Annotated in this window: 19 protein-coding genes; 12 read left to right on the forward strand and 7 right to left on the reverse strand. The window is 64.4% G+C overall.

Going from position 1 to position 18,980, the window contains the following annotated elements:
- The 7 genes from ACTG4J_RS08245 to ACTG4J_RS08275 all read left to right on the forward strand — a co-directional run.
- On the forward strand, positions 1-688 hold a 688-nt coding region (locus ACTG4J_RS08245; protein WP_439138624.1), incomplete at its 5' end, for an ABC transporter ATP-binding protein.
- Positions 681-1,679, forward strand: a complete 999-nt coding sequence (locus tag ACTG4J_RS08250; protein WP_439138625.1) for an ABC transporter ATP-binding protein — start codon at positions 681-683, stop codon at positions 1,677-1,679. The genes ACTG4J_RS08245 and ACTG4J_RS08250, both read left to right, overlap by 8 nt.
- Before the next feature lie 171 nt (positions 1,680-1,850).
- Positions 1,851-2,696 carry a MurR/RpiR family transcriptional regulator gene (locus ACTG4J_RS08255; protein ID WP_439138626.1) on the forward strand — a complete coding sequence of 282 codons (846 nt, stop codon included), beginning with the start codon at positions 1,851-1,853 and terminating at the stop codon, positions 2,694-2,696.
- Positions 2,697-2,888: 192 nt separating this feature from the next.
- Positions 2,889-3,869 carry a TRAP transporter substrate-binding protein gene (locus ACTG4J_RS08260; RefSeq protein ID WP_439138627.1) on the forward strand — a complete coding sequence of 327 codons (981 nt, stop codon included), beginning with the start codon at positions 2,889-2,891 and terminating at the stop codon, positions 3,867-3,869.
- Positions 3,870-3,888: 19 nt separating this feature from the next.
- Complete coding sequence (locus tag ACTG4J_RS08265) at positions 3,889-4,410, forward strand: TRAP transporter small permease (protein ID WP_439138629.1); 522 nt, start codon at positions 3,889-3,891, stop codon at positions 4,408-4,410.
- A complete protein-coding gene (locus ACTG4J_RS08270) occupies positions 4,410-5,696 on the forward strand; it encodes a TRAP transporter large permease (protein WP_439138630.1) in 1,287 nt (428 codons plus the stop codon). The genes ACTG4J_RS08265 and ACTG4J_RS08270 overlap by 1 nt, the downstream gene beginning before the upstream one ends.
- Positions 5,696-6,358 (forward strand): aspartate/glutamate racemase family protein, encoded by a 663-nt coding sequence (locus tag ACTG4J_RS08275; RefSeq protein WP_439138632.1) that lies wholly within the window; start codon positions 5,696-5,698, stop codon positions 6,356-6,358. The genes ACTG4J_RS08270 and ACTG4J_RS08275 overlap by 1 nt, the downstream gene beginning before the upstream one ends.
- A gap of 37 nt (positions 6,359-6,395) precedes the next feature.
- Here ACTG4J_RS08275 and putA read toward each other — a convergent pair whose 3' ends face one another.
- Positions 6,396-9,908, reverse strand: a complete 3,513-nt coding sequence (gene putA, locus ACTG4J_RS08280) for a bifunctional proline dehydrogenase/L-glutamate gamma-semialdehyde dehydrogenase PutA (protein ID WP_439138634.1) — start codon at positions 9,906-9,908, stop codon at positions 6,396-6,398.
- 81 nt (positions 9,909-9,989) lie between these two features.
- Here putA and ACTG4J_RS08285 point away from each other — a divergent pair, with 81 nt between their 5' ends.
- Positions 9,990-10,460, forward strand: a complete 471-nt coding sequence (locus ACTG4J_RS08285) for an Lrp/AsnC ligand binding domain-containing protein (RefSeq protein WP_439138635.1) — start codon at positions 9,990-9,992, stop codon at positions 10,458-10,460.
- Positions 10,461-10,590: 130 nt separating this feature from the next.
- Here the strand turns inward: ACTG4J_RS08285 and ACTG4J_RS08290 are convergent, their stop codons facing one another.
- The 6 genes from ACTG4J_RS08290 to ACTG4J_RS08315 form a co-directional block, all read right to left on the reverse strand.
- Positions 10,591-11,595 (reverse strand): Ldh family oxidoreductase, encoded by a 1,005-nt coding sequence (locus tag ACTG4J_RS08290; RefSeq protein WP_439138636.1) that lies wholly within the window; start codon positions 11,593-11,595, stop codon positions 10,591-10,593.
- A 31-nt stretch (positions 11,596-11,626) separates the two neighbouring features.
- Entirely contained in the window at positions 11,627-12,298 is a 672-nt protein-coding gene (locus tag ACTG4J_RS08295) for a DUF3726 domain-containing protein (protein ID WP_439138638.1), read from the reverse strand.
- Complete coding sequence (locus tag ACTG4J_RS08300) at positions 12,265-13,980, reverse strand: hypothetical protein (RefSeq protein WP_439138640.1); 1,716 nt, start codon at positions 13,978-13,980, stop codon at positions 12,265-12,267. Before ACTG4J_RS08300 ends, ACTG4J_RS08295 begins: the two co-directional genes overlap by 34 nt.
- Positions 13,977-14,957, reverse strand: a complete 981-nt coding sequence (locus tag ACTG4J_RS08305) for a membrane dipeptidase (RefSeq protein ID WP_439138642.1) — start codon at positions 14,955-14,957, stop codon at positions 13,977-13,979. The genes ACTG4J_RS08300 and ACTG4J_RS08305 overlap by 4 nt, the downstream gene beginning before the upstream one ends.
- Positions 14,958-15,010: 53 nt before the next feature.
- Positions 15,011-15,604 carry an HPF/RaiA family ribosome-associated protein gene (locus ACTG4J_RS08310; RefSeq protein ID WP_439138643.1) on the reverse strand — a complete coding sequence of 198 codons (594 nt, stop codon included), beginning with the start codon at positions 15,602-15,604 and terminating at the stop codon, positions 15,011-15,013.
- Positions 15,605-15,721: 117 nt separating this feature from the next.
- A complete protein-coding gene (locus ACTG4J_RS08315) occupies positions 15,722-16,330 on the reverse strand; it encodes a hypothetical protein (protein WP_439138645.1) in 609 nt (202 codons plus the stop codon).
- Positions 16,331-16,520: 190 nt separating this feature from the next.
- Here ACTG4J_RS08315 and ACTG4J_RS08320 point away from each other — a divergent pair, with 190 nt between their 5' ends.
- The 4 genes from ACTG4J_RS08320 to ACTG4J_RS08335 all read left to right on the forward strand — a co-directional run.
- The gene (locus tag ACTG4J_RS08320; RefSeq protein ID WP_439138647.1) at positions 16,521-16,916 is read left to right on the forward strand and encodes a winged helix-turn-helix domain-containing protein; all 396 of its coding nucleotides are present in this window, start codon (positions 16,521-16,523) and stop codon (positions 16,914-16,916) included.
- Between the two features lie 64 nt (positions 16,917-16,980).
- Positions 16,981-17,763 carry a molybdate ABC transporter substrate-binding protein gene (gene modA, locus ACTG4J_RS08325; RefSeq protein ID WP_439138648.1) on the forward strand — a complete coding sequence of 261 codons (783 nt, stop codon included), beginning with the start codon at positions 16,981-16,983 and terminating at the stop codon, positions 17,761-17,763.
- Between the two features lie 3 nt (positions 17,764-17,766).
- Positions 17,767-18,462 (forward strand): molybdate ABC transporter permease subunit, encoded by a 696-nt coding sequence (modB, locus tag ACTG4J_RS08330; protein ID WP_439138650.1) that lies wholly within the window; start codon positions 17,767-17,769, stop codon positions 18,460-18,462.
- Positions 18,459-18,980: ATP-binding cassette domain-containing protein (locus tag ACTG4J_RS08335; RefSeq protein ID WP_439138651.1), on the forward strand; the 522-nt coding region annotated here is incomplete at its 3' end. The genes modB and ACTG4J_RS08335, both read left to right, overlap by 4 nt.

An 18,980-nucleotide genomic window follows, 5' to 3' on the forward strand; every position in this document is an offset into this window, starting at 1 on the left:
TCCGCTCACCAGCCTAAACCCGCTCTACACCATCGCCCAACAACTGACTGAGACGATCCGCACCCATATGGATGTCACACAGGCCGAGGCCCGCACGCGCGCCATCGCGCTTCTGGACCGCGTGGGCATTCCCGCCGCCGCACGCCGGATCGATGATTACCCCCATCACTTCTCGGGCGGCATGCGCCAACGCGTGGTGATCGCCCTTGCCTTGGCCGCCGAGCCCGAACTGGTCATCGCCGATGAGCCGACCACCGCGCTCGATGTCTCGGTGCAGGCGCAGATCATCGATGTGCTGAAAGAGATTTGCGCCGAACGCGGGGCTGCGGTGATGCTGATCACCCATGATATGGGCGTGATCGCGGAGACCGCCGACCGGGTCGCGGTCCTCTACGCGGGCCGCATGGCCGAGATCGGGCCGGTGCGCGATGTGATCTTGAACGCGCGCCACCCCTATACAGCCGGGCTGATGGGCTCGATCCCGACGCTGCAACATGCCGCCGACCGGCTGGTGCAGATCCCCGGTGCGATGCCGCGGCTCGATGCGATCCCGCAAGGCTGCGCCTTCAACCCGCGCTGCGGCCAAGTGATGGACCGCTGCCGTAGCGCGCTCCCCGGCCTGAAGCCTGTCGCCCCCAACCATGCCGCCGCCTGTTGGTTGGTGGATACCGAGGCTGCCCATGGCTGAGCCCTTTTTGACCGTCAGCAATCTGACCCGCCGCTTCGATGTCTCGAAACCTTGGCTGAACCGCGTGCTGGAACGTGAAGACCGCCAATTCCTGACTGCCACGGCGGATGTGAGCTTTTCCATCGACAAGGGCGAGACCTTTGCCTTGGTGGGCGAATCCGGTTCGGGAAAATCGACCATCGCCAAGATGATCGTGGGCCTGTTGGACCCAAGCGCGGGTCGCATCACGATCGAGGGGCAGGCGATGGACCCCAAAGACCCCGCCACGATAGGCGCGCTGCGCCGTCGGATGCAGATGATTTTCCAAGACCCTTTCGCCAGCCTGAACCCCCGCTGGCGGGTGGGCGATATCATCGCCGAACCGATCCGCACGCTGGGCTTGATGCCATCGGGCGATGTGGGCCGCGAAGTAGCGCGGCTGTTGGATCTTGTTGGGCTGTCGGCGGCCGATGCGGGCAAGTTCCCGCACGAGTTCTCGGGCGGTCAACGTCAACGCATCGCGATCGCGCGCGCGCTGTCATCGCGCCCAGAATTCATCGTCTGCGACGAGCCGACATCGGCGCTCGATGTCTCGGTGCAGGCGCAGATCCTCAACCTGATGCGCGATCTGCAAGACGAGTTCAAACTGACCTATCTCTTGATCTCGCATGATCTATCGGTGGTGCGGCACATGTCGAACAGGATCGGTGTGCTTTACCTCGGCCGTCTGGTCGAGGTCGCCGATGCCAAGCGGCTGTTTCACGAACCCCAACACCCCTACACGAGAATGCTGCTGGATGCCGTGCCAGATCTGGCGCTCTCGGGGCGCAGGCGCAAATCGGTCAGCGGCGAAATCCCGAACCCGATCTCGCCGCCTGCGGGCTGTGCCTTTCATCCGCGCTGCCCGCTAGTGCAGCCCGAATGCAAGGCTGCGGTGCCGGTATTGCGCCCCACGCCGACGGGGCAGGCCGCCTGTGTCTTGGCCGGAACGCTACCCGCTTCTGCGGTGTGAAGGGCGATTGGGTGGCCCCCCATCCCATGCTGAAGGAGGCGGAGCCGCCCCGGCGCATGTCAGCCGTTTTGCCCGCGCGCGGCGGTAAGGGGCGGTTTTAGCACCGCCAGAATCCTCGCCATGCCGACGACGGGTTGCGCTTGCGGGTCGTGAAAGGATATTTTCGCGCCCATGTCGCATCCTCACAAGGCCTCCTTCGTGACACGCATCCGCGATGCGATGCCTGCGCTTCACCGCAGCGAACAGCGTTTGGCCGAAACCATCCTGAACTTTCCCGGCAACCTTGCGGGCTATACCGCGACAGAGCTTGCGCGTATCGCCAACGTCTCGAATGCCACCGTCACCCGTTTCGTGCGCAAGATCGGCTATGCCTCCTTCGAAGAGGCGCGTCAGGCTGTACGCGCCGAACAGATGGCGGGCACGGCACTTTTCCGCGTCGCCGATGAGGGCGCGACCGCAAGCGGTCAATTGGTTCGCCATACCGCGCAGTCGCAGATGAATATCGAGCAAACGCTGATGCCGCTCGACGAGGGACAGATCGACGCCTTGGTCACCGCCATGCTTTCGGCGCGCCGCCTGTGGCTGATCGGTTTTCGCGCAGGCCAGCCCTTTGCCCGCTATCTTGGCTGGCAGGTGCTTCAGGTGCGCGCCGATGTCGTGATCTTGCCGCGCGACGGCGAGACATTGGCCGAAAGCCTCGCCGCGATCGCGCCGGGCGATTGCGTGATCTTGTTCGCGCTGCGCCGCCCGCCGCGCCTGTTGGATGGGCTTGGTGCCGCCTTGGGGCGCAGCGGAGCGGCGATCGCGGTGATCGGTGACATCGCGGGGCTATCGGCGCTGCCCGCGCGCTGGCATCTGAATTGCGCGACTTCGGGGACGGGTGCGCTGTTCAACCATGCCGGTGTCATGGCACTTTGCGGCATGCTGGCCTCGGGGATGATCGAACGCGCGGGCTTGGCCGGGCGCCAACGACTGAGCATGATCGAGGATCTGCACGATTCGCTCGACGAGCTTTGAGCAGGCAGTGCGCACCATCTACGCCAAAATAGCGATCATGCGCCGCCCCGCGCTGCCCCTTTTTTGAGCGATGACTGTCGCGGCACCCTTTTCCAGTATGAAAATATATTTTCACAATTGGGTATTTCGGAAAACATGATTTCTTGACTCGGGCGCTCCTCCCGCCATTTTCCGACCGAAAGGACCAGTCTCATGACGCAACTGAGAAATTCCGTTTTCATCGCCGCCGCCAGCGTATTGCTGCCCGGTGCGGCGCTTTCACAGGCCGTTTTGCAAGTGAACTCCTCGCTGCCCGAGGGGTCGTTTGCCCATATCTTCCTGCAGGAATACGAAACCCGCCTCGAGGCCGCGACCGATGGGGCCATCGATGTGCAGATCTTCATGGGCAACACGCTCGGCTCGGAAGAGGATGTGCTGCAAGGGCTTGGGCTTGGCACGCATCACGCCTCGCTCTCGGCCTCGGCCATCGCACAGATCAACACCCGCGCTGCGATCTTCGATCTGCCCTATCTGTTCGAAGACCGCGCCGCCGTGCAGACCTTTGCCGCAAGCCCTGCGGGCGAGATGCTGGCGGCGGGTTTCGACGGCACCGGGATGGTGCTGGCCGCGATGTGGGACAACGGCTTTCGCCAGATCACCAATAGCCAGCGCCCTATCGTCGTGCCTGCTGATCTTGTCGGGCTGAAGATCCGCACCCCCACCAGCCGCCAGCGGGTCGAGATGTTCAACACGCTGGGTGCCAATGCCACGCCACTGTCCTTCGGCGAGGTCTATTCCGCCCTCGACCAAGGTGTGATCGACGGGCAGGAGAACCCGGCCCAGATCGTCGAAAGTGCGCGCCTTTACGAGGTGCAGGAATACATGTCGCTGTCCAACCATGTCTATCTGCCGACCTTCCTCGTCTTTGGTGAACCCTATCTGGCCACGCTCGAGCCCGCCTTGGCCGAGGCGGTGATGACGGTTGCCGCCGAAGTGGCGCCTTGGACCTTTGAATGGGGCGATACGACAGATGCCGAGGTGGTTGCGGCACTTGCCGACCGCATCGCGATCAACGAGATCGACTTTGCCGCCTTTCAAGCCGCCGCCGCACCGCTTTACGACAGCCCGACCTTCGTCGATGTGATTGGCGTCGACATGATCGCGGCGACGCGTACCGCGCTCGGTATCCAGTGACCCGACAGGAGCGCCCCGCATGAACCCGATTTCCGCAATCGTCGCGCGCTTCGACCTTTGGCTGACGCGTGCGCTTGACTGGGCGGTGATCGGGTTGGCGGGGCTGCTCTTTGTCTTGCTCAATGTCGCGGTCTTTACCCGTTTCGTCCTGAACGACTCTGTCTCGTGGTCCGAGGAACTGCCGGCCCATGTGCTGGCGGCGCTGACCTTCATCGGTGCAGCTTATCTTACGCGGACTTCCGAGCATCTTGGTTTTGATGCCGTGGTACGCATCTTGCCCGGGGCGATGAAGCGGGTGGTGATGGCCGGAAACCTTGTCTTGATGGCGGGTTTCGGCGCGCTTTTGGCTTATTACGGGGCTATCGCCGCGGCCAGTTTCGGCAGCCGTATGCTGATCTCGGTCGACCTGCCGATGGCGCTGTTCCGCTATGCCATGCCCTTGGGCGGCGCGCTGATCGCGCTTGTCAGCTTCACGCGCTTGGCTGGTCTGTTGACCGGTCAGGTCGATCCCGATGACCTTTTGCCTGAAAGCGACGCGTGATGTTTCTCGATCCCGGCTGGATCATCCTGATCCTTCTTGTCGTGCTGCTGATCATGGGCCTGCCCATTGCCTTCGTGCTTGGCGTGACCGCCGCCGTGATGATCTTGCTCGATCCGGCCGTGGTGCCGCAAATCATTGGGCTGATCCCCTTTGGCGGGGCCAATAACTACCTGCTCGTCGCAGCCCTGTTGTTCATGATCGCGGGCGAGGTGATGAACCAAGGCCGCATTGCCGAGAAACTCATCGCCTTCGCCTCCAGCCTTGTCGGCCATATCCGGGGCGGGTTGGCGCATGTCAACATCCTGACTTCGCTTTTCTTTTCCGAGATTTCTGGCACCGCCACCTCGGATGCGGCGGCCATTGGCTCGGTGATGATCCCGCAGATGAAAAAGCGCGGCTACCCCGCCGCTTTCGCCGCCGCCGTCACGTCGACCTCGGCCACGATGGCAATCATTGTGCCACCCTCGCTCAACCTGATCCTTTACGCCTATGTCGCCAATGCCTCGATCGCCGAGCTTTTCGCGGCGGGCATCGTGCCGGGCTTTCTGGTTTGCGGGCTGTTGATGGCCACGGCCTATATCATCTCGGTCAAGCGCGGCTATCCGACCGAAGGCGCGTTCAGCTTCGCCCGCGTGGTGGAAACGGGCAAGGATGCGGCCATTCCCCTGACGCTGCCGATCCTGATCCTTGTGGGTATCCTTGGCGGCATCTTCACCGCGACCGAGGCAGGGGCCATCGCGGCCTTTTGGTCGATCATTCTGGCGGTGTTTCTCTACCGCACAATCCGGCTGGGCAATCTGATCGACACCTTCCGCGTGGCGGGCAAGCGCAGCGCGATGCTGATGTTCATCGTCGCAACCTCGACGCTTTTGGGCTGGTACCTGACCAACCAGCGCATCCCGCAAGACATCGCGCAGGCGATCTTGGGGATCTCGGACAATTACTGGGTGGTTCTGGCGGCGATCAATATCTTCTTTCTGCTCGCCGGCACCATCATACACGGCACGCCCGCGATCTTGATGCTGGTGCCGATCTTTCTGCCGTTGGCCGATCAGCTTGGCATCGACCGGGTGCATTTCGGCCTGATCTTGACCATCAATCTTGGCATCGGCCAACAGACGCCGCCGGTGGCCTCCGTGGTGCTGATCACCTGCGCGATTGCCAAGATCTCCATCGCCAAGATCATCCCCTCGCTGATGTGGTTCCTCTTGGCGATGCTGGTAGCGCTGACTTTGGTCAACGTGTTCCCCGCCATCGTGCTGTGGCTGCCATCGGTGATCTTGTGATGCGGCTGTTGATCGTGAACCCCAACACCTCGGCGGGTGTCACCTCGCGCATCGATGCAGCGGCGCAGGCGGTGGCAATGCCCGGTGATCGCTTCGTCACGGTCTCGGCTGCTTTCGGCCCCGCCCTGATCGTGACCGAACCCGATGCCCAAGAGGCAACAAAGGGCGTGCTTGCCGCTATTTCCCGCCATCGCGAACCGATTGACGGGATCGTGCTGGCCTCGTTCGGGGATACAGGCGCCGCACAGGTGCGCGCCGCTTGGCCCGATGTGCCGGTGATGGGCATCGCCGAGGCCGCCTTTGCCGATGCGGCCCAGATCGGTGGCCCCTTTGCCATTGTCACCTTCGCCCCCGAGGTGACCGCATCGCTGGCCGCGCGGGCCACCATGCATGGCTTGGGCGAGTCGCTTGTCCGTGTCGCGGCACCGACCGAACCGCTGCGCCATGATCCGGCCGAGGTTGCCGATCTTCTATTCGGTCAATTGCGCGCCTTATGCGATGATTGTGCGGGGCAGGGCGCCCGCAGCATCGTGATGGGTGGCGGGCCCTTGGCGGGTCTTGCCAGCCGGATCGCGCCGCATTGCCCGGTGCCGGTCATCGATGGGACGCAATCGGCGGTCAGCCGTCTTCGCCTCGGGATGGTGGCGCGCAGCGCGGTCTGAGGGGGTAGGGCGCGCGTATGCGTCGCCACCGATCCGCCTAGCCAGCGCTTGCCAAGAGTGCCGCATTGCCGCCCGCTGCCGTGGTGTCGATGCACAGGTGGCGTTCGCGCTGCAACTGCGCGGTTGGGTCGGCCTGCATCAGCAGTGGGATCAGCGCGCCATCGCGCGCGGCCAAGGCCTGCGCATAGGGGCGCGCGGTCTCGGCATCGGACCAAATGATCACCGCATCCAAGGCTGCCAGCTTGGCCAGTGCCGCAGGCTCCAGATGCCCGTCGATCGCCAACGCGCTGCAACCAGCGGCTTTGGCGATCTCGCATTGCCGCGCCGCCACCTCTCGCCCCGGCCCGAGGCACAAGACCCGCCCGCGCGGATGTAGCGACAAGCGGTTCGACTCGCCCGTGGGCCCCGGCAGATCGTGGACCGCGAGCTGGCGATCGCGCGGATCGGGCAGGGCGGCCAAATCTTTGGCCAAGGCGTTGGGATCAACGCTGGCATCAATGCTGGCCACGTTGTCCGCTGGCAGCTGACCAAGCGGTGCGCGTGTGAACCCTGCAAGGTAATGCGCCCCCCCCGCCTTGGGGCCCGTGCCCGACATGCCCTCGCCGCCGAAAGGCTGGCTGCCGACAACCGCGCCGATCTGGTTGCGATTGATGTAGAGATTGCCCGCCCTAATGCGCGAGGCGATCATCTGCACCCGGTCGTCGATCCGGCTATGTAACCCGAAGGTCAGCCCATAACCGCTTGCGTTTATGCCGGAAATCACCTTGTCCAAGTCACAGGCGCGATAGGTGGTGACATGTAGCACCGGGCCAAAGATCTCGCGCCCCAAGGCGGCGATTCCGCCCGGCAGATCGATGATGCACGGGGCGATGAAATGCCCCTCATCCGGCGTTTCGGTCTGGGCGAGAATACGCCCCTCGGCCTGCGCGGCGGCGATATGATCGGCGATAGCACTTTGGGCCTGCGCGTCGATCACAGGGCCGATATCGGTGGCAAGCTGCCACGGATCGCCAAGTCGGCGTTCGGCCATCGCCCCTTTCAGCATTCGCAAGAAGGGGGCGGCGATATCTTCTTGCAGGTAAAGCATCCGCAGCGCCGAACAGCGTTGGCCCGCCGATTGAAAGGCCGAGGCGATGATATCGCGCACCGCTTGTTCGGGCAGTGCGGTGCTATCCACGATCATCGCGTTCAGCCCGCCCGTTTCCGCGATCAGCGGCGCGCTTGGGTCGAGATGGGCGGCCCTTGCGCGGTTGATGGCCTGTGCGGTGGCGGTCGAGCCGGTGAAGCAGATCCCCGCGATCCTTGCATCGCTGCAAAGGGCTGTGCCGATCTCGGACCCTGTTCCGGGCAAAAGCTGCAGCGCTTGAGGCGGCACGCCTGCCGCGTGCAACAACGTGACGGCGCGATGGGCGATCAGGCTTGTCGCCTCGGCAGGTTTGGCGATCACGCCGTTGCCCGCCGCCAATGCGGCCGCGATCTGCCCGGTAAAGATCGCAAGTGGAAAGTTCCACGGCGAGATACAGGTAAAGACACCGCGCGCAGGCGCGTTGAGGGTTTCGGCCTCGGTTGCGTAATAACGCAAGAAATCAACTGCTTCGCGCAATTCACCCACCGCATCGGACAGTGTCTTGCCCGCCTCGCGCGCCAAAAGCGCGAAGATCTCGCCAAAATGCGCCTCGTAAAGATCGGCGACATGGCGAAGGGTGGCGGCGCGCACCGCCACGGGTGCGTCCCACGGGCGGGCAGCGGCAAGGGCCGCCCGCACATCGGCAGCGCTGGCAGTCTGCACGCGGCCCAGCCGATCGGCGGGGCGGGCGGGGTTGGTTGGCTGCCAGATCGCGCCGCCCGCGGCGGGGGACGCGATCAACGGCGCAGCTTGCCATTGGCAATCGCGGTAGGGCGCGCGCGCGGTCTCGATCGCGTCCAATGTCACCGGATCACTCAGGTCGAAGCCGCGTGAATTGACGCGCTGACCGCCGAAAAGTTGTGCCGGGGCGGCAACCGGGGCGGTGTGCTGATGCGCCAAAGCGGCGAAAGGGTCGCGCGCGACCGTTTCGGGCGGAACATCGGGGTTCAGCACTTGGTTCACGAAGCTCGAATTCGCCCCGTTTTCCAGCAAGCGCCGCACCAGATAGGCCAAGAGATCGCGATGCTGGCCCACCGGCGCGTAGATGCGGCAGCGGGTGCCGTGATCGGCGCGCACGATCTCATGCAGTGCCTCGCCCATGCCATGGAGGCGTTGGAACTCGTAAGCGGCGGGATCGGCCCCGATATCGAGGATGCTGGCCACGGTATGGGCGTTATGGGTGGCGAACTGCGGATAGATGCGGTCGGTCAGCCCCAGCAGTTTGCCCGCGCAGCACAGATAGGCGGCATCGGTCGCGGGTTTGCGTGTCCAGACCGGGAAATCGGCAAGCCCCGCGACTTGGGCATGCTTGATCTCGGTATCCCAATAGGCACCCTTGACCAGCCGCAGCATGATCCGCCGATCATGGGTTTGGGCCAAGGCGTAAAGCCAATCGATCACCGCATCGGCGCGCTTGCCATAGGCTTGCACCACCACGCCGAACCCGTCCCATCCGGCCAAGCCGGGATCGGCCAAGACCGCTTCGATCACATCGAGTGACAGATCCAGGCGGTCGGCCTCTTCCGCGTCGATATTGAGCCCCATCCCTTGCCCGCGCGCCTGCGCAGCCAAGGCGGTGACCGCTGGCACAAGATCGGCCAGAACGCGGTCACGTTGGGCCATCTCGAAGCGTGGGCACAGCGCCGACAGCTTGATCGAGATGCCAGGATTGTCCCTTGGATCACCCCCGGTGCAGGCCGGGGCCAAGCTTTTGATCGCGTCCATATAGGCGTCGAAATAGGCCCGTGCATCGGCCAACGTCATCGCGCCTTCGCCCAGCATGTCATAGGAATAGCCATAGCCGCGCTTTTCTAGGCTGGTGGCACGCGCCATCGCCTCTTGCATGGTTTGGCCCAGGACAAAATGCTGGCCCATCTCGCGCATGGCGCGCGCCACGGCGGTGCGGATCACAGGCTCGCCCAGACGCTTGAGCGCGGATTTCAGCACGCCCGCCATCCCCTCGCCATCTTGCAAGACCTTGCCCGTCAGCATCAGCGCCCAAGTCGAGGCGTTGACCAGCGCCGAGGCGGAATGGCCCAGATGCGCCCCCCATTGCGAGGGGGCGATCTTGTCCTCGATCAGCGCGTCCATCGTGGCGGCGTCGGGCACGCGCAACAGTGCCTCGGCCAGACACATCAGCGCGATGCCCTCGCGCGTGGATAGGCCGTATTCGGCCAAGAAAACCTCCATCAGCCCCGGCTTGCGCTGTGCGCGCAGCCGCGCGACCAAGGCGGCCCCGCCTGCATCGGCGCGCGCGCGCGCATGCACGTCGGGCCCATAGGCCGCGATCAAGCGCGACAGGGCGGCATCCTCGCCCTCATGCAGACGCGCCCGGATGACGCCGCGTAGCTGGTCGAGATCGGGGGTGAGGCGGTCGAGCATGGTCGCGATCTCCTGAGCGGCGGTCATGGCATAATCTAGCATTGACGTCGCAGGCGGTTTTCCTTGAAATGTGTCACGAGAAAGCGAAACTCCTGCAGTTTGCGAGATTTGAGGGTGTAATTCATGAAAGAGGTAATTTCTGCGGGTCAGCTTGACGTATTCGATCACAAGCTGCTGGCCGAGTTGGCGGTCAATGGCCGCTTGCCGATCATCGAATTGGCCCGCCGGATCGGCCTGTCCAAAAGTCCGACACAGGCCCGCCTGCGTCGGTTGGAAGCGCAGGGCTATATTCTAGGCTACCGCGCGCTGCTCGATCCCGAGAAACTCCAGCGCGAGCATGTGGCCTTTGTCGAGGTACGGCTGACCGACACGCGCGAGACCGCACTCAGTGCCTTCAACAAGGCCGTAATGGGTGTCCCCGAGATCGAGACCTGCCATTTGATCGCGGGGCAGTTCGACTATTTGCTCAAAATCCGCTGTCGCGACATGCGCGCCTATCGCGATATCTTGGCCGAGGCGGTGTCGACCTTGCCCTATGTCGCCTCGACCTCGACCCATGTGTCGATGCAGGCGGTCAAGGATGCCGCGATTTAAGATGCGCGCCTGCGCAATTAGGGCGTGTCGCGTTCTATCGCATTCACCGGGGCAGGCGAACGCATTGTGCTTTGTAAACGCGGCCTCGCCTGCCCGATGAAGAGGTCGGATTGATCAAACGCGCCATGTTCTAGATCGCGCGGATTTTCTCCAAGGTCGCGACGTTAACCGCTACGCCATGACGCGCGGCGCGCGCACGGGCTTGCGCGCGCCCATCACCAGGTAGGCGCGCGCCGTCTTGCGCGCGGATCGCATCGGTCAGCCGGGTGATCCTTGCCGCAAAGTCCCCGCCCGCACTGGTCGTCGCATCGATCGCGATGAAGACCTGGCCGGTGCGCGGCGGACCACCCGCCGTGCCGGAAAAGGGGCTTGCGTCCATGCCGAGCGTCGCCCCCGTCATCGCCGCGGCCATGGTTTCCACGATCAAGGCAAGGCCCACCCCCTTGTAGCCGCCCGAGGGCGCCATCGACCCTTTCAGCGCGACATCTGGGTCGGTGGTCGGGTTGCCCTGCGCGTCCAACCCCCAACCTTCGGGGATAGGGCGGCCCTCGCGGGCATGTTTCATGATCTCGGATTTGGCGATTGTGCTGGCACTTTGATCGATCAAGAGCGCCGCACCGCCCGCCCCGTCAGGGGCCGCAAGCGAGATTGGATTGGTCCCCACCACTGGCCGGGTGCCACCCGATGGCGCGATGGAGGCGGGCGCATTGGTAAAGCCGATCGCCAATAGCCCCGCCTTGGCCAGCGTCAGGGTATGGATGCCCAATACACCGCAGTTATATGAATTCTTGATGGCAAGCGCCGCGATACCTTGCGCGCGCGCTGCCGGGATCAGCGCGTCAAATCCGGCAGCGATCGCACCATGTGCGAAACCCGCACCGGCATCGGCCAACACAAGGCCAGGCTTGGGCTGCGTGATGATCGGGCGGGCACGACCATCGACCTTGCCGCAGCGCAGATGCTCGCAATAGATCGGGATGTAGGCCAGCCCATGGCTTGCCACCCCATCGGCCTCGGTCTCGGCGGTGGCGCGTGCCAAGGCACGGGCGGCATCCGTATCGGCCCCGGCGCGGATCAAGGCCTGATAGGAGAGATCTTCGATCTCGCCCAGCGTCAATGTCTCGGTTTGTGCCATGGGCCTATTCCTTTCGCCGTGTGTCTTTGTGTCAATCCCGGCCGGGTGTTGTCTCGCCCGCGCCGGAGCGGCGGCGCGCTTCGGTCTCTGGGGCATAGGTGCGCGCGGCTAGTTGGTTGAGTTGGTCGAAGACGCCTAAAGGGCAATGGGCACGGTCGCGGCGGGCAAGGGGCGCACCCTTGGGGGCGGTTCCTGTGGCCCATGTGACCATCGGGGCTAGCGGGTCGATCAGGCGTGCACCCGTCATGGACAAGACAGCGCCGCCCGGTGTGACCCAAACTTCGGTTTCGGGCCATGTCAGGCACCAAGCCCGTGCCCCGGTTCCTGCGAGATGGGCCAGATGCGGCACGACCAACAAGGGCGCCAAGACCGGGCCGATCCGTCCGGCCCCAACCGCCGATCTTAGATCGGACAACGCAGCGCCGAGCGCTATGGGGCAAAGCGGGTCGGTGCCAGGATGGACAAGACCACCATCCGCCCCCTGCACGGGTGCGTGGGCCAGCCCATCGGTTCGCGCCAACAGCTCTGCGCCAAGCGCCATGGCGGGGCATCCGGCCCCTTCCAGCCAGCGCACCGCGCGGCCGAACTCCTCGGCCATGCCCCAGCTGCGGCCCGTACCGCGCGCGGCCTTGCGCGCCAGCGCCTCGGCCTCGCCCAGCGACAAAGCGATCACGCCTGCGCCCCGGCCGTGGGATAGGCCCAATCATCCTCGGGCAGGTCGTGCAATTCATGCGGGAAGGGCGCGCCGCGATACATGTTGATCCGCACCCAGCGATCCGAGCGTGGATCGAAATAGCCCGCGCCGAAAAACGACAGCTTCGCGCGCAGCATGTCGATGGGCATCAGATCGGCCCCGATCGTGTTGTCGCGGATCTCGGCATAGGGGTGGCGGGCGGCGATCTGGGCGCGGCGCAGGCTGTGGCGATGCTCGGGATGGCGCAAGATGAAGCCCGCGACCGCCGCCGTATTCGCTTCACCCGCCAACGCATGGAAAAGCCGCGCCGCATCGCGCCCCGGTGCAAGGGGTTGGGCGTAGTCGGCCAGATCTTCGGCCCATGTCTCGCCCAGCCGCGGCTCTTGCTTGGCGGCAGAGACATACCATGTGCGCGCCTGCGCATCGGCCGCGTCCCAATCAAGATCGAGCGCCCAGCCATAGACATCGCGCAAGATCGCGCGCAGCTGCCCCACCGTCATGGCGCCGTCGATGGCGAAGCCGGCATCCTCATCGGCAGCCATGCAGCAGGCCAGCCCATCAACCAGATCGCCATGCGGCTCGAGCATGAGCGAGACGAGCATTTCCTGCCCTTCCTCATGCAACGCCGCCGCGCCCCAGCGCCAAAGCTGGTCCCATCCCAGCGGTGCGGCCAGATCGGCGCTGTCCAGATGCGTGGCCAAGCGCCCCAGATCCTCGGTCAGATCGGCCAGCCGCGCGATCTGGACGGGATGGTCCGATTGCCACAGCGCCACGGCACGCCGCGCGCGCGCGAGAACGGCTGTGAAATGGGCGATGCGGGCCGGATCGGGTAGGGCGATGGCGCGCACGCGGGCCAATGCCTCTTCGCGGGCCATGATCCAGTTGTTGAACAAGACCGGGTGGCTGATCAGAAAGGGTGCCATGCCAAGCCCGGTGGAATTGCCAATCCCGATCTGGCGGCGCAGGTCGGGGGCGATGACGGTGGCGGTATCCGGCGCGCGCTGGCGGGCCATTTCCTCGACCAGATCCAGCACGAAGGCGCGGATCAGCCAGACGGTCAGCATCTCGACCTGAAAGGGTGGGGTGAACTCGGGGCGTTCGGCAATCGCCGCGCGGTCGGCGGCCCCCAGCTTGCCCGAGCCATATACCGCCGTCGTTCGCATCAGGTAGCCCACGCGCGCGACCAGATCGGCATCGGGTTGGTGCCCTTCGGCCAGCGCCGCGACTACATGATCGAAAAGCCGCTCCGAGCGATTTGCACGCGACACCGACAATTCCCGCGCGCTGACGCGGCCGGCCTCTTGCCGGGGAATTTCGCGCCGCAGCCTGTCGATATCGGCGTCGCTGGGGATGCCGTCGAACAGCGTGAATGTGGCGTCCCAAGCGGTCGCGATCACCCGGTCGCTACGATCCTCGGGCGGCAGGTCATGGCCGAACGCCACAAGGCTGTAAGCGCGCTCGGGCCCTTGCATCGTATAAATCGCCGTGCCCACGCCGCGTGGGTCGATCGCGAATTGACGCCGCGCGTAGCGCCACCCTTCGGTGCGCAGGCGGCGCAGAAGGACGCGCATGAACGACAGGCGCGATTGATGGAAAGACCCCAGCCGCGACAACCGCATCACGTGGCCGGGGTCACGGCGGGTGATCACCGCCTGCGCCTTGGTCGCGATATCGCTCGGTCGCTCTGTCATCGCGCAGGCCCGAAACTGTCGTCGAAAAAGCGCAGCCAGTTTTCGCCCATCAGCGCGTCGACCTCAGTCCTATCGAAGCCTATCTCGCGCAAGCCCTGCGCCAGCCCCGGAAAATCGCGGTTGTCGGCAAACCATGATGGCTGGGGTGGGAAGCCGGGGGCGCTTGCGCTACCCTCGCCGTAATCCACGCCCTTGGTCCAACGGCCCGTGCGCATCCATTCGACCACGCGATCGGGCTGGTTTTGGCACAGATCCGAGCCGATGCCGAAATGCGCGATGCCATAAGTCTCGACCATGCGGGCGATCATGGCGCAGAAATCGGCCAAGCTGCAATCGCTGCCCGCTTTCAGGTGATGGGGGTAGAGTGAAAAGCCCATCATGCCGCCCGCCTCGGTCACCGCCCGGATCACCGCGTCGCGCTTGTTGCGGAGCGCAGGGTGCCAGTCATGCGGGTTGGCATGGGTGATGGCGATGGGGCGGGTCGAAAGTGCCGCCGCCTCGATGGTCGAACGATCGGCCGAATGGCTCATGTCGACGACCATGCCCACGCGGTTCATCTCGGCGATCACTTCACGGCCCATACGGGTCAGGCCGGGATCTTCGGCCTCGTAACAGCCGGCCGCTAGCAGCGATTGATTGTTGTAGCTCAGCTGCATGAAGCGCAGGCCAAGCCGGTGCCAAATCTCGACCAACCCGATATCATCCTCGATCGGGCTGGGGTTTTGCGCGCCGAAAAAGATTGCCGTCCGCCCCTCGGCCTGCGCGCGGCGGACATCGTCGCCGGTAAAGCCCTGAAAGATCAGGTCGGGATGATCCTCGAACCAGCGGTTCCAGCACTCGACGTTCAAGACCGTTTCGCGGAACGTCTCGTGATAGGCGATGGTGACATGCACGGCGTCAAGGCCGCCCTCGCGCATCTGGCGAAAGATCTCGGGCGACCAGTTGGCATATTGCAGGCAGTCGATGCGATGGCTCATGGCGCCAGTCTGTGCGAGTGTAGCAAGCGCTGCAAGGATGATCTTTGGCGCGTTCAGCGGCGGCTGGGCTTGGTCGCCGGATCGAAGGACAGCGCGCCGATGCGGCGCACGGTGCTGGCTTGCGGGCCGATCGCGCTTTCGTCGCTCTGCACCACCAACTCGACCGTGTCACGTAGGGCCAAACCGTCGAAGCTGTCATCGGTGACGCTGTTTTTGTGAAAATAGATGAGGCGGTTATCAGTGGCCAAGATCTGGCCGAACCCGCGCGCCTTGTCGAGTTGAACCACGCGGCCCTGCAGTGGCCCGTCATGGAATTTGACCTCGCCTTGGATCGCATCTTTCCAGCGCTTAAGCTCAAGCTCCATCGCCGCGAAGGCATCGCGTAGAACCACGCGCAGATGTTCATGGCGGTCGGCATCGTCTTGGTCTTTGCGCACGATCAGCGCCTTGCCCGGAACGCGCAGCTCCACCGTCACCGAAAACAAATTGCCGGTCTGCTGGCGCTGATGGGGCGCGCGGATCTGGATATGGGCGCTGATGATCCCGTCGTAGATCTTTTCGAGATGGGTGATCTTCTCGGCGATCAGCGCCCGGATGTCATCGCGGGGTGCGACATGGTTGAAGGCGATTTCGAGCGGGATCTGCATCGGTGCTTTCCTGATCTTGCGCCGCGCCAGACTACTTGGGCGAACGCGCGTCGACAGAAAGCATGGCGCCGAGGCGCCTGCTGCGCCTTGATGCCGCGCAACGCGGCTCAGGGGGAATCAAAGCGTGATGTCGACCACGCTTTCCGGGCCATCCGCACCGGGGCCGAAACGCATGCTGACAGCCTCGCGTTCAGCGGTGTTCATGCTGCGATAAAGCCTGTCGCTGGCATTGAGCGGATGATCGGCGAGATAGAATTGCGTCGTTAATTCAGCGCTTTCAGTGAAGACCTTCACGTGGATATGCGGCGTGCGTCCCGGATAGACGGTCGGGCGGATGGTGCGGAAGGCATAGACGCCATCGGCGCCGGTGACGACATGGCCGAAGCCTTGAAAGGCGTCATCATAACCGCCTTGGCTTCGCGATCTGGTGTGGAGGTAGACACCGTTCACATCGCATTGCCAGATCTCGACCCGTGCGCGTGCCACGGGTGCGCCCGCGCGGTCCAGGACGCGCCCCTTGAGAATGATTACCTCGCCGCCCGCGTCGCGCACCAGCCCGCTGATGCGCACCAGATTGTTGTCGGCATCGGCAAAGCGCATCGCGCCCGTGGGGTAGAATGGCCCCTCCATCGCGGCGGGGGTGCGCTGGGCCAGTGCCGCTTTCGAAAGGCCCGAAAAAGGCAGAGCTGCCAAAAGCGACAAGACAAAGCGGCGGTTCAGCGGCATGGGAAAAGCACCTTTCAAGCAAACATATGCGGTCATTCACCAGCCCGCTTCGGCGCAACGTTAACTGCCATGCCTGACAGAATCGAGGCTGGGGCAATGACGTCTTCGTGACAAGCGGCTGTGCGAGGTGCGATCGCGTCCCGCGCGGCGCGGTCTTGCCAGCCATTATGAAGCACGGGCATAACGCGGTATGGGCTCGACGAAAGATCAACCTGATACCGCCATGGCCGCGCCGCCGAACCTGCGCCTTCGTATCGTATTCGGGACCAATGCCATGCTTGGGCCGGGCAAGGTGGATCTGTTGCAGGCCATTCAAGACACCGGGTCCATCGCGGCGGCGGGACGCGTCATGGGGATGAGCTACAAGCGCGCATGGATGCTGGTCGAGGCGATGAACGCCGCCTTTCGCGAGCCTTTGGTCGCATCGGCGCGCGGTGGGCCAAAGGGCGGCGGGGCGATCGTCACCGCCGCCGGACACGAGGTCTTGCGCCGATATCGCGCCTTGGAAGAGATCACGGCACAAGCCGGGGCTGCGCATATCGCGGCACTCGGCGCGATGCTCGGGGATATGTCCGACGGAAAATAACGCTTGCCTCGGGGCGGGTGGCTTGGGATATGTTTTTGGAAACATATCGATATGCCGGATGCTGATGACCATGCCTTTCCTCTCGTCGCGCCTTGGGCGTGTCTTGGCCCTTGGCATGGCTGCCTTTGCCCCGGCACAGGCTTTGGCCGATACCGTCACCGTCTTTGCTGCCGCCAGCTTGACCACCGCGCTCGCCGAGATCGAGGCGGGTTTCGAGGCCGCAACGGGTCATGATCTGGTCGTGTCGCTGGCGGGCTCTTCGGCGCTGGCCCAACAGATCCGCCAAGGCGCACCGGCTGATATCTTCATCTCGGCCAGCACGGATTGGATGGATATCATCGCCGCCGAAGGGCTGATCGAACCGGATGGGCGCTTCGATCTCTTGGGCAACAGCCTCGTGCTGATCGCCCATGGCGCGGATGTCACCCCGGCAACGATCGGGTCGGGTTTCGATCTGGCCGCGCGGCTGGGCGACGGGCGCTTGGCCATGGCGCTGGTCGATGCGGTGCCTGCGGGCATCTATGGCAAGGCTGCGCTGGAACATTTCGGCATATGGGACAGCATCGCGGCCCGCGTGGCGCAGACCGATAATGTGCGCGCGGCCTTGGCGCTGGTCGGTTTGGGCGAGGCCCCCTATGGTATCGTCTACTTCACCGATGCACACGCTGCCGACAATGTCACCATCATCGCCACCTTTCCCCCCGAAAGCCACCCGGCCATCGTCTACCCTTTGGCCGATCTGGCAGGGCGCGATAGCCTGGCCGAAGCAGCCTTCATCACCTATCTGCACGGCGCGACGGCGCGTGCGGCCTTCGTGCGGCAGGGCTTCACCGTGATGGGCGATTAGACCATGACCGATTGGCTTGGTCCCGCAGAATGGCAAGCGGTCGCGCTCTCGCTTCGGGTGTCGCTTTGGGCCACGTTGTTCAGCCTGCCGTTTGGGGTCTTCGTGGCCTATGCGCTGGCGCGCTGGTCCTTTCCGGGCAAGCAGATGGTCAACGGTCTGGTGCATCTGCCCTTGATCTTGCCGCCCGTGGTCACGGGTTATCTGCTGCTCTTGAGCTTCGGCACACGTGGCCCCATTGGCGCGATGCTGGCTGAATGGGGGATCGTCTTCGCCTTTCGCTGGTCGGGGGCGGCGCTGGCCGCCGCGATCATGGCCTTTCCGCTGATGGTGCGCGCGATAAGGCTCTCGATCGAGGCGGTGGACCCCAAGCTGGAACAGGCCGCCGCCACCCTGGGCGCGCCGCCGCTTTGGGTGTTCTTGACCGTGACGCTGCCCATGGCGCTGCCCGGCATCGTCGCAGGCACCATCCTTGCCTTTGCCAAAGCGATGGGAGAGTTCGGCGCCACCATCACCTTCGTCTCGAACATCCCCGGTGAGACCCGCACCATCCCGTCGGCGATCTACGCCTTCTTGCAGGTGCCCGGCGGCGAGGGGGCGGCGATGCGGCTGGTCATCGTCGCGGTCGTGGTGGCGATGGCTGCTTTGTTGCTGTCCGAGATTTTCGCGCGGCGGGTCGCGGCGCGGGTCGGGGGGCAATGATGCTGGAGGTGTCGCTCAAACACAGCTTTGCGGGCTTCACGCTGGACGCCCAGTTTCGCGCGCCGCCCGGTGTGACGGTGCTTTTCGGGCGCTCGGGCTCGGGCAAGACGACGATCATCAACGCGGTCGCCGGGCTATTGTCGCCCGATCATGGGCGCATCGCGGCGGGCGATTGGGTGTTGCTCGACTCCGCAATGGGCCTGCGCCTCAGACCGCATCAGCGCCGCATCGGTTATATCTTCCAAGAGGGGCGGCTGTTTCCGCATCTCAACGTGCGCCAGAACCTCGGCTATGGTGCATGGTTCGCGCCCAAGGATGCCCCGCGCGAAGAGATGGGGCGCATCGTCGATCTCTTGGGCTTGGGCGCGCTTCTCGACCGGCGGCCCGGTGCTTTGTCGGGGGGCGAGAAACAGCGCGTCGCCATCGGACGCGCATTGTTGTCGGCCCCCAAGCTGATCTTGGCAGATGAGCCGCTCGCCGCGCTGGACGAGGCGCGCAAGGCCGAGATCCTGCCCTAT

Origin of the sequence: Roseicyclus sp., from assembly GCF_965662675.1 — a bacterium.
In the GTDB taxonomy this organism is placed as follows: domain Bacteria; phylum Pseudomonadota; class Alphaproteobacteria; order Rhodobacterales; family Rhodobacteraceae; genus Roseicyclus.